We start from the raw sequence: 10,598 nt of genomic DNA on the forward strand, positions 1-10,598 counted from the left end.
TTTAGTGAAACTTTCTAGCCAAATTTTGGTACAAGAGAATGACTTTGTAAGAGCTGGTGTGCCATTGTCAGATGGTGCCATCACTCCGGAAGATATTTTGAGAATTCAAGGTCCAGCTGCTGTTCAACAGTATTTGGTAAACGAAATTCAAGAAGTATACCGTTTGCAAGGGGTAAAAATCAACGACAAACACTTTGAGGTGGTTATACGTCAAATGATGCGTAAAGTAAGAGTACAAGATCCAGGTGATACTTTGTTCTTGGAAGAACAATTGATTCATACCAAAGATTTTATTGTTGAAAACGATAAACTATACGGAATGAAAGTGGTTGAAGACGCCGGAGATTCAAGCAACTTGAAACCAGGACAGATTGTTTCTCCTCGTGAATTGCGTGATGAAAACTCATTGTTGAAACGTACGGATAAAAATCTTGTTGTCGCTCGTGACGTTATCACGGCAACCGCAACTCCGGTATTGCAAGGTATCACGAGAGCATCGCTTCAAACGAAATCGTTCATCTCTGCTGCATCCTTCCAGGAAACGACCAAAGTATTGAACGAAGCTGCCGTGGCAGGTAAAATTGATTACTTGGAAGGCTTGAAAGAAAATGTAATCGTGGGTCACAGAATTCCTGCCGGAACCGGTATGAGAGAATACGACAACACGATTGTAGGTTCGAATGAAGATTACCATGAAATGATGGCCAATAAAGAAGAATACATTTATTAAGACATGAGTACTGTAAATCAACAACAAGGACAAATCGACATTGAGTTGGACGAGAAAACGGCAGAAGGGGTTTACTCGAATCTAGCCATAATTAACCATTCATCGTCTGAATTTGTGCTGGATTTTGTAAGCATCATGCCAGGTATTCCAAAGGCCAAAGTGAAATCAAGAATTGTCTTGACTCCGCAACACGCCAAAAGATTATTGAAGGCCATTGGAGAAAATATTCACCGTTTTGAAGTCGCCCACGGCGAAATAAAAGACAGCGAACAACCTCCAATACCACTTAATTTTGGTCCAACAGGACAAGCATAATAGAGAAGGCTCCAGAAATGGAGCCTTTTTTTTGATATATCCTGAAGTGTCACCAAACTCGCTTTGAATTACTGTCAAAAACCTTTTTTGTGTTTTAAACGAGTTTTGCGGTCCTTCATCGAAAATATTTTTTAGTGGAATAGTATTCGTTTAGTTTTGACCCCAGATAAGAGATACAATAATACTTCTCTATAAAAAACAACGATGATGAATAAAATTTCTACAAAGAACGCTAACAAAAAAAACACCGTCATTTTTATGATGTTCGTTTGTATGTTGTTATCAAACGTTGCGGTTTTTGGTCAAACTGCAGTAGAAAACAATAATGGTCAAAGCGCATCAATGGAAAACAACGAGATAGTAAATACAACTGTTGAAATTAGTCCAATGAAACAAGAAGCTGTATCAAATGCTTCCAATATGAATTTCGTGCTTTGGTTCATGGGTTCAAAACAAAGTCCAAATGCAAACATTGTGCCTGCTGGTACAACTGCAAAAAAACAATTCATGACTTCGGGTACTGCACCAAATCGTTTGTTGATTAAAGCTTTTTTGAAAAAAGCCGTAAACTTCGAAAGTGCCGTGGCTTAAGATACAATTTCATACAATATACAAAAAACGCCAATTCTTCTGAATTGGCGTTTTGTTTTAAAGATTGTTTTAAAAATCGGGATAAGGCTTATTGTTGCCCCCATTATTCAAATTCCGAAGTGAAGAACAATTTTACGTTCGGGTATTTATTTTGCGTCATTTGTATCGTAAAATCGGAATCGGCAAGGAATACTAATTGGCCGTATTTGTCGTGCGCCAAGAATTTTTGCTTGATTCTCCTGAATTCCTTGAATTCCTCACTTTTTGGGTCATTGGGTTTTACCCAACACGCTTTGTGAACGGGGAAGTTTTCATAGGTACATTTGGCACCGTATTCATGTTCCAATCGGTATTGGATGACCTCATATTGAAGCGCTCCAACGGTTCCAATGATTTTTCGGTTATTCATTTCAAGGGTAAACAACTGTGCAACCCCTTCGTCCATCAATTGGTCGATTCCTTTGTCCAGCTGTTTGGCTTTCATTGGATCGGCATTGTTGATGTATCTAAAATGTTCTGGAGAGAAACTCGGAATTCCTTTGAAACTCATCACTTCGCCTTCGGTCAAGGTGTCTCCAATCTTGAAGTTTCCGGTGTCGTGCAAGCCCACGATGTCTCCGGGATAAGAGATGTCGACGATTTCTTTTTTCTCGGCAAAGAAAGCATTCGGACTCGAGAATTTCAAGTTCTTTTTTTGACGCACGTGAAGGTAGGGTTTGTTTCTTTCGAAAGTTCCCGACACAATTTTGATGAAAGCCAAACGGTCTCGATGTTTGGGATCCATATTGGCGTGGATTTTAAAGACAAATCCAGTCATTTTTTCTTCAGTAGGGTCAACTAATCTCGTTTCGGAATCTTTGGGTCTTGGCGAGGGCGCAATTTCGACAAAGCAATCCAAGAGTTCGCGAACACCGAAATTGTTCAATGCCGAACCAAAGAATACAGGCTGTAATTTCCCGTTCAAGTAATCTTGACGGTCAAATTTGGGATAGACTTCATCAATCAATTCCAATTCTTCCCTTAATTTATAAGCGGGCTTTTCGCCAATAATTTTTTCCAGTTCCGGGTTTTTCACGTCCGAAAAAGCGATGGTTTCTTCTATATTTTTACGGCTGTCTCCGCTAAACAGGTTGATGTTTTCTTCCCACAAGTTGTAGATTCCCTGGAAATCGTAACCCATTCCTATTGGAAAACTCAATGGTGTAACTGTCAAACCCAGTTTTTGTTCCACTTCGTCCATCAGGTCGAAAGCGTCTTTTCCTTCGCGGTCCAGTTTGTTGATGAAAACAATGATGGGGATATTTCTCAATCGGCAAACGGCAACTAATTTTTCCGTTTGTTCCTCGACCCCTTTGGCTACGTCGATTACTACAATTACACTGTCTACCGCAGTCAGGGTCCTGAAAGTGTCTTCGGCAAAATCCTTGTGTCCGGGCGTGTCGAGAATGTTTATTTTCTTGTCTTGGTAGTTGAAGGCTAAAACTGAGGTGGAAACCGAAATCCCCCTTTGGCGTTCAATTTCCATAAAGTCGCTCGTGGCGCCTTTCTTGATTTTATTATTCTTTACCGCTCCCGCTTCCTGAATCGCGCCTCCAAAAAGGAGCAGCTTTTCCGTCAAGGTGGTTTTACCGGCATCGGGATGCGAAATAATCCCAAAAGTTCTTCTTCGCTGTATTTCTTCTAAAAAGCCCATATTTTTATAAATAGGCTGCAAAAGTAGTGTTTATAAATGCCAATTAAAAAAAAATGTGCTTTCTGTCAGGGTATTCCCTTTTTGAATTTATCCAAAAATGACACAAATTGCCACCAATTTTATGAGTTGTCACAGTTGAATTATCCTTTTTTTTAAGAATTAGAACAATTAAAAATAGTTGTTTTTTCGTGTCAATTCGTAAAATTCGTGTGCCTTTTTTATTTTTCGAAAGTGGTTTATTCTTGTCCAGAATGCCGGAATTATGCGAGTGCAGTTTGCTGGGATTAAATTGCGGGAAGGTTTGGGGTATGGGGTAAAAACGGTTCTCGATAAGGTTATTTCGAGTGTGAAACATATTGATGTGTTTTGCTTCATTCCATTACGCAAAAAACATTCGAACTGGCTTTTTGGGTATTTCACTTCACGGGTTGAATTACTGATTCTGGATCTGGCGCCGAGGATATATAAACCGTGTTCTTTTAGGACTTTTTTTGCCAAATACGGAAAATAGGGAATGGATTTCATAGGAATTGTATTTTTAACAGCCTAATGGTTTTATTTTTAATAAATTACAACGTTTTCGTTAATAACATTACTCTTTTTTATTAAATCGTTATTATAGGATATAATATCTTTGTATGACAAAAAAAAATATTTCAAAATTTAAAATTAAAAGCAATGAGTATTATTATCAAAATTCACGCAAGACAAATTTTCGATTCAAGAGGAAATCCTACGATAGAGGTAGATGTGGTTACTGAAAACGGAGTTTTAGGAAGAGCAGCCGTTCCTTCAGGAGCTTCAACAGGTAAATTCGAAGCAGTTGAATTACGTGACGGAGGGAAAGCTTTCTTGGGAAAAGGTGTTTTAAAAGCGGTTGAAAATGTAAATACCAAAATTGCTGAAGAATTAATAGGAATTTCCGTTTTTGAACAAAACGTGATTGACCAAACCATGATTGATTTAGATGGAACACACAATAAATCAGTTCTTGGTGCCAATGCAATTCTTGGTGTTTCCCTTGCTGTTGCCAAAGCGGCTGCCAATGAACTAGGATTGCCTTTGTATCGTTACGTGGGAGGTGTTTCTGCTAATACATTGCCAGTTCCAATGATGAACATCATCAACGGAGGATCGCACTCGGATGCGCCAATCGCATTCCAGGAATTCATGATTTTCCCGGTAAAAGCGACTTCATTCACGCATTCTTTGCAAATGGGTACCGAGATTTTCCACAATCTTAAAAAAGTGTTGCACGACAGAGGTTTGAGTACAGCTGTGGGTGACGAAGGAGGATTTGCTCCCAACTTGGCCGGAGGAACTGAAGATGCATTGGATACGATCAAATTGGCGGTTGAAAAAGCAGGTTATACTTTCGGAGACGAAATTATGGTAGCTTTGGACTGTGCTTCGTCTGAATTCTATGAAAATGGAAAATACGATTATACAAAATTTGAAGGTGCTACTGGAAAAATCAGAACTTCTGCAGAGCAAGTGGAATATTTGGCTGAATTAGCTGCTAAATATCCAATTATCTCCATTGAAGACGGTATGGACGAAAACGACTGGGAAGGTTGGAAATTGTTGACCGAAAAAATTGGAGACAAAGTGCAATTGGTGGGAGATGATTTGTTCGTGACTAACGTTGAACGTTTGTCAACCGGAATCGAAAAAGGAATTGCCAATTCCATTCTTGTAAAAGTAAACCAAATTGGTACTTTGACTGAAACTATTGCCGCTGTAAATATGGCGAAAAATGCTGGATACACTTCCGTAATGTCTCACCGTTCAGGAGAAACTGAAGACAACACGATTGCGGATTTGGCAGTAGCCTTAAACTGTGGACAAATCAAAACAGGTTCGGCTTCACGTTCCGATCGTATGGCTAAATACAATCAATTGATCAGAATTGAAGAAGAATTGGGAAATGTTGCTTATTTTCCCGGAAAAAATGCATTTAAAGTAAAATAAATACACGAATTTTATGAAAAAGCCATTTGCGTAAAGTAAATGGCTTTTTTTGTGACTTTTAACAATTTCCTTGCGAAATTCATTTTTTAATTCATTTGAAATTGATTAGATTTGAGGAATTATTTACTTAAAGTTTTTTTACAAATTATATTATGTCAAAAGTAGCAACATTAGAATTTGATGGCAAAAAATATGAGTTTCCAATAATCGTTGGAACCGAAAATGAAGTTGGTATCGATATTAGCAAATTACGTGATGTATCAGGAGCTATAACATTAGATTCGGGATACAAAAACACGGGTGCTTGTGTGAGCGAAATCACTTTTTTGGACGGTGAAGAAGGGATTTTGCGTTACAGAGGATACTCCATAGAAGAATTAGCGGATAAAGCTGATTTTCTTGAAGTATGTTATTTGTTGATTTTTGGAGAATTGCCCACTGCAGCACAATTGACGGATTTCGAAACCCATATCAGGAGATACACCTTGGTTAACGAGGAAATGAAAAGCATTATAGACGGCTTTCCAAAAACGGCACATCCGATGGGAATTTTGTCGGCTTTGACCAGTGCTTTGATTGCTTTTAATCCTTCGGCCGTAAATCCGGAACACGAAGACGAATTGTATGAAGCGGTGTGTAAATTGATGGGAAAATTCCTTGTAATCGCCACTTGGACGTACAGAAAAACGATGGGTTATCCTTTGAATTATTATGACAATACAATAGGCTACGTTGAAAACTTCATGCAATTGATGTTTAAATTGCCAACAGAGCCGTATAAAGCCAATCCAGTGATTGTTGAAGCCTTGGACAAATTGTTTATCCTGCATGCGGACCACGAACAAAACTGTTCCACTTCGACTGTGCGAATGGTAGGTTCCTCCCATGCTGGTTTGTTTGCCTCCATTTCTGCGGGAGTTTCTGCGCTTTGGGGTCCACTTCACGGTGGTGCCAACCAAGCTGTTCTTGAAATGTTGGAAGAGATTCACGCCAATGGTGGTGATGCCGAAAAATATATGGCCAAAGCCAAAGACAAAAACGATCCTTTTAGATTAATGGGATTTGGTCACAGAGTTTACAAAAACTTTGATCCACGAGCCAAAATCATTAAAAAAGCAGCCGACGAGGTTTTGAAAACATTGGGTGTTGACGATCCTATTTTGGCCATTGCCAAAAAACTGGAAGCAGCGGCATTGGAAGACGAATATTTTGTAACCCGAAAATTATATCCAAACGTAGATTTCTATTCTGGAATCATTTACCGAGCATTGGGAATTCCAACCGACATGTTTACCGTAATGTTCGCCATAGGAAGATTGCCGGGCTGGATTGCGCAATGGAAAGAAATGAGATTGAACAAAGAGCCTATCGGAAGACCAAGACAAATTTATACAGGTTCTCCTTTGCGATCTTTTGTGGAAACGGAAAAAAGATAGTACTCGTTGCCTTATTATAATGAACCGCCTCAATACCGAGGCGGTTTTTTGTTTTAAGGCATAAATGTTTTGAGCTGGATAGGTTTTTGCCACAGATTACACAGATTAACCAGATTTTTTTGAATAGTGAAAATAGGAAAGAGTGCTGGACAGGTTTTTGCCACAGATTACACAGATTAACACAGATTTTTTTGAATAGTAAAAATAGGAAAGGGTGCTGGAGAGATTTTTAACGCAAGCTTTAATGTCTTGAATTAAATTCATTTGCCATTGGTTGTGGATGATGGTAAAGATGAATTGCAGTCAAGGTTAAAAATAGATGTGAACAAAGTTTCTCTTAGTCGAGAAGCTTTTTTATCTTTGGCAAAAGCCAAACCTTAAAATGCTGAAATTAAACATCAATAATGAAACTTCGAGACTTCGAACAGTTGTTCTGGGTTCTGCCATCAGCAACGGGCCAACACCGACTGTTGCCGAAGCATACGACCCCAAATCATTAGAGCATATCTTGGCGGGAACCTACCCGAAAGAGGAAGACATGGTACTCGAAATGGACGCATTCAACCAAGTTTTGTGCAATTATGGCGTGACAGTTTTTCGTCCTGACCTAATTGAAAATTACAACCAGATATTTGTGCGGGACATTGGTTTTGTGATTGGGGATGTTTTTATTAAATCTAATATTTTGCCGGATCGGGAACGTGAATTGGATGCCATCCAATACCTATTGGACAAAATCAATCCCCAAAAAATAGTTCGTCCTCCCGAGGAAGTCCATATCGAAGGCGGTGATGTCATGTTGTGGAACGATTATATTTTTATTGGAACCTACAATGGCAGCGATTACAAAGACTATATCACGGCAAGAACAAATAGGGAAGGGGTTCAATACATCAAGGCGTTATTTCCCCATAAAAAAGTCAAGGAATTTGATTTGATCAAATCAAAAATGGAAGCGCGTGACAATGCTTTGCACCTGGATTGTTGTTTTCAGCCCGTAGGCAAAAATAAGGGCATCATTTACAAAAGAGGTTTCCGTGAAGAGGCCGATTACTTGTTTCTGGTGAACCTTTTTGGCAAAGAAAACCTGTTTCACCTTACCAGGGAAGAAATGTATGAAATGAATTCCAATGTTTTTTCCATTGATTCCAATGTAGTGGTTTCAGAAAAGAATTTCACCCGACTCAATAATTGGTTAAGAGCAAATGGTTTTGTGGTGGAAGAAATTCCTTATGCCGAAATCGCCAAACAAGAAGGGTTGTTGCGCTGTTCTACCCTGCCTTTGATTAGAGAATAAGAAAGGTTATAGGTTTTTGGCTAGTTCTTTTGGGAGATTCTAATCTAAATATTTACTTTTTGAAATAAATGCAACAAAATCGATTTGACGAACAACTTCTATCTATAAACAATACATATTCGGCGTTTTGATGGTTTTTTAAAATTAATGTCGTCAGCTTCAGCTTTTGTAATATCTAACGAATAAAAAACCCATTTGGGCCAAATTGTGATAGCTTTTTTGCTTTTCGTGAACAAAAGCATTTGGTGCTTTGTCTTTTTTAGGATTTATCGAAAAGGTTCCCGAAAATATTGAACTCACAGCCAACAATAGGTTTAATCTCAATCCCCGTTTGTTTTTTTGCAGAAGCCTCTTGATGTGATTCATTGCCTATTCACAAAATGGAAAGCCTCTCCATATTTTATGTATCGGTCATCGCGACTGCCGGAAATTTAAGTGGCAACCTAAGTTTCGATTCCCATAGTGGATTTCAAAACAGAAAACAGGGTATGATTGTGTAAATTCACAAACCTGGCTACTGAAAATATTTTTTATTTGCCTCCGAATGGTAGTTTGCGTACTTTCCTGTGCCAACACTTGGAGCTACTTATGGATTCTAACCGAAGCCGTTTTTAAGTTGACATTTTAATTCGATGAGTTGAATTTCTCTCGGATTTCTAACCTGGAAATCCTGAAAAACAACTAGCGGGAACATCAAGATTTTATTTGGTGAAATCTTCTTTTCTAATTATTCAATGAACAACTAGTCGTAGCTTCAAAGCCATCAGTGGCCTTGTATGCTTTCGAAAAAGTTAGTTGAAAAGGGAAGTCATCAACAAAAAAGGTCTTGATTATGAGTCAAGACCTGTTGCATAATTTTAAAACATAGGCTGTTTATAAATTAAAATTCCATTCCAAAGTGACACCAAATGCCACGGGTCGATTTTTTGCGTCCTTATCCGTGCTATACAATCCATTAGCTTTTCTAACCGCAACAGAGGTTGGGTTATAACCTATATAGGATTCGTCTGTTTTTTGGTCGATAATGGAGCTATAGCCATTTTCAAGAAACATTGCTGCGTATAATGAATTTTTCGCTCCCATATCAAATGTAAAACCTAATTCAAACATGCTCATCACGGTTCCCTTGGTGCCATATTCACCAGAAGCGGAATAATTACTTTGACCACCAAAACCATATTCTGGCAAATCATCAATATTCAAATTAACATCCGGATAATAAGCAGTTCCTTTTACATAACTTGCCGTTACATTTATTTTATAATTTACAGGCAAAAAGTATTTGGCTCCTGCCCTAAAATTAAAATCAATTCCTTTATTGATATTTCTTTTATACTGCAAGAAAAGCGGAATTTGAATTGCATGAAGTGTTTGTTTTTCATTATAGTTAGTTGTCGTAACATTGTAAACAAATGCAGAGCTGGAAAGGTCAACTTCATAATTGCTAAGAGTTCCCGAAAAATTATTCAAAGAAACTTCTTGCTTGTATTGAGAAACTTCCAAACCTGTTCCAATTCCGACATGATTTGTTAAAGAATAGACATAACCGAATTTCATGGCTCCACCAAGTCTATTACCTTCTATTGCTTCTTTAACATTACTTTGAATATTTCCTACTCCTGATTGTATCCCAACATAAAACTGGGCAACCATTGCTTGAGAAATTAGACAAACTGTAATTCCTATTAAGCTTTTTATATTAAATTTCATACTCGTGTGTGTTTTTTGCATTAGAATAATCCATCCTCATTTGGTATAAATGAGGATTTCATACTCTTAAATTATTTAGTTTTTAACTAGAAGATTTTTTGTGAAATATTTACCATTTGCCAAGGTCATTTTAACAATGTAAATACCTTCAGCCATTGGTGCTTTTAAAATTACCCTGTTTTCACTAGTGGTTTTACTCTCAATCAACAATCCACCTACGCTGTATACTTCCACTCGCGCATTTTGTAATCTCAATGAAGACACATTAGTGACAAGTTCATAACTTGCACTTGGAGTTGTTGGATTGGGTACAATTTTAATATGTTCTTCTTCAACTGTTGGGGCCAAAACCAATGGACAAGTAGTGATTAATGTTCCGTCTAATTTTGTTGCAACTGCATAATAAGTCCCATTTAAAGCTCCACTTTCTTTAAAATATTGGGTAGTTTGACTTGGGAGCAAAACGCCATTTTTATACCAACTGTAAGATTTAAAACTTCTGGAACTATTGTCAAAGAAGATCACATCATCAAACTGTTTTCTAATTAAGTTTGGTTGGCTGTTAACAAGTGGCAAAGCTACTGCAACAGCTGGATTGTAATTATTGTTTCCCGCTTGGGAAGCGCTAATGGTTGCCGAGCCATAATTCAATAAATTCAATGAATTCCCTGAAACAGAAACAAGATTACTATTGGAGGAAGTATAGCTTACCGGTAAACCACTATTTGAAACGGCAGTTAAAACAACGGTAGTTTCTCCTTCACAACCATATCTTAAAGATTGATTCCAAGTAATTGTTTGGTTTGCTTTAACAATAGTTAAATCAGCACCCACATAAATTAAAGTGTAATTTGC

General features: G+C 37.8%; 8 protein-coding genes and 1 pseudogene. 6 read left to right on the top strand and 3 right to left on the bottom strand.

Going from position 1 to position 10,598, the window contains the following annotated elements; genetic code table 11:
- The 3 genes and pseudogenes from C0430_RS10490 to C0430_RS10500 all read left to right on the top strand — a co-directional run.
- Positions 1-730 (top strand): annotated as a pseudogene (locus C0430_RS10490) (DNA-directed RNA polymerase subunit beta'); the annotation flags it as partial.
- A gap of 3 nt (positions 731-733) precedes the next feature.
- The gene (locus tag C0430_RS10495; protein WP_290869435.1) at positions 734-1,045 is read left to right on the top strand and encodes a DUF3467 domain-containing protein; all 312 of its coding nucleotides are present in this window, start codon (positions 734-736) and stop codon (positions 1,043-1,045) included.
- 204 nt (positions 1,046-1,249) lie between these two features.
- On the top strand, positions 1,250-1,636 hold the full coding sequence (locus C0430_RS10500; protein WP_290869438.1) for a hypothetical protein: 387 nt from the start codon (positions 1,250-1,252) through the stop codon (positions 1,634-1,636).
- A gap of 103 nt (positions 1,637-1,739) precedes the next feature.
- On the opposite strand, the gene C0430_RS10505 is transcribed toward C0430_RS10500, so the two are convergent.
- Positions 1,740-3,329, bottom strand: a complete 1,590-nt coding sequence (locus C0430_RS10505; protein ID WP_290869440.1) for a peptide chain release factor 3 — start codon at positions 3,327-3,329, stop codon at positions 1,740-1,742.
- A gap of 678 nt (positions 3,330-4,007) precedes the next feature.
- Between C0430_RS10505 and eno the strand changes: the two genes are divergently transcribed.
- The 3 genes from eno to C0430_RS10520 all read left to right on the top strand — a co-directional run bounded on the left by eno (position 4,008) and on the right by C0430_RS10520 (position 8,033).
- Positions 4,008-5,300, top strand: coding sequence for a phosphopyruvate hydratase (gene eno, locus C0430_RS10510; RefSeq protein WP_290869444.1), 1,293 nt, complete (start codon positions 4,008-4,010; stop codon positions 5,298-5,300).
- Positions 5,301-5,452: 152 nt separating this feature from the next.
- Complete coding sequence (locus C0430_RS10515) at positions 5,453-6,736, top strand: citrate synthase (RefSeq protein ID WP_290869447.1); 1,284 nt, start codon at positions 5,453-5,455, stop codon at positions 6,734-6,736.
- A gap of 382 nt (positions 6,737-7,118) precedes the next feature.
- Positions 7,119-8,033: an arginine deiminase family protein gene (locus C0430_RS10520; RefSeq protein ID WP_290869450.1), complete on the top strand. Its 915-nt coding sequence runs from the start codon at positions 7,119-7,121 to the stop codon at positions 8,031-8,033.
- Between the two features lie 873 nt (positions 8,034-8,906).
- Here C0430_RS10520 and C0430_RS10525 read toward each other — a convergent pair.
- Together C0430_RS10525 and C0430_RS10530 are read right to left on the bottom strand one after the other, a co-directional pair.
- Complete coding sequence (locus tag C0430_RS10525) at positions 8,907-9,743, bottom strand: hypothetical protein (RefSeq protein ID WP_290869453.1); 837 nt, start codon at positions 9,741-9,743, stop codon at positions 8,907-8,909.
- A 75-nt stretch (positions 9,744-9,818) separates the two neighbouring features.
- A partial coding sequence (locus C0430_RS10530; protein WP_290869455.1) for a T9SS type A sorting domain-containing protein occupies positions 9,819-10,598 on the bottom strand: 780 nt, incomplete at its 5' end.

The sequence above is a fragment of the Flavobacterium sp. genome (assembly GCF_013823965.1).
In the GTDB taxonomy this organism is placed as follows: Bacteria; Bacteroidota; Bacteroidia; order Flavobacteriales; family Flavobacteriaceae; genus Flavobacterium.

Excerpts from the sequence above, each read along its gene's own strand:
- C0430_RS10495 (WP_290869435.1), top strand. The coding sequence starts at position 734 with ATGAGTACTGTAAATCAACAACAAGGACAAATCGACATTGAGTTGGAC.
- C0430_RS10500 (WP_290869438.1), top strand. The coding sequence starts at position 1,250 with ATGATGAATAAAATTTCTACAAAGAACGCTAACAAAAAAAACACCGTC.
- C0430_RS10505 (WP_290869440.1), bottom strand. The coding sequence starts at position 3,329 with ATGGGCTTTTTAGAAGAAATACAGCGAAGAAGAACTTTTGGGATTATT.
- eno (WP_290869444.1), top strand. The coding sequence starts at position 4,008 with ATGAGTATTATTATCAAAATTCACGCAAGACAAATTTTCGATTCAAGA.
- C0430_RS10515 (WP_290869447.1), top strand. The coding sequence starts at position 5,453 with ATGTCAAAAGTAGCAACATTAGAATTTGATGGCAAAAAATATGAGTTT.
- C0430_RS10520 (WP_290869450.1), top strand. The coding sequence starts at position 7,119 with ATGCTGAAATTAAACATCAATAATGAAACTTCGAGACTTCGAACAGTT.
- C0430_RS10525 (WP_290869453.1), bottom strand. The coding sequence starts at position 9,743 with ATGAAATTTAATATAAAAAGCTTAATAGGAATTACAGTTTGTCTAATT.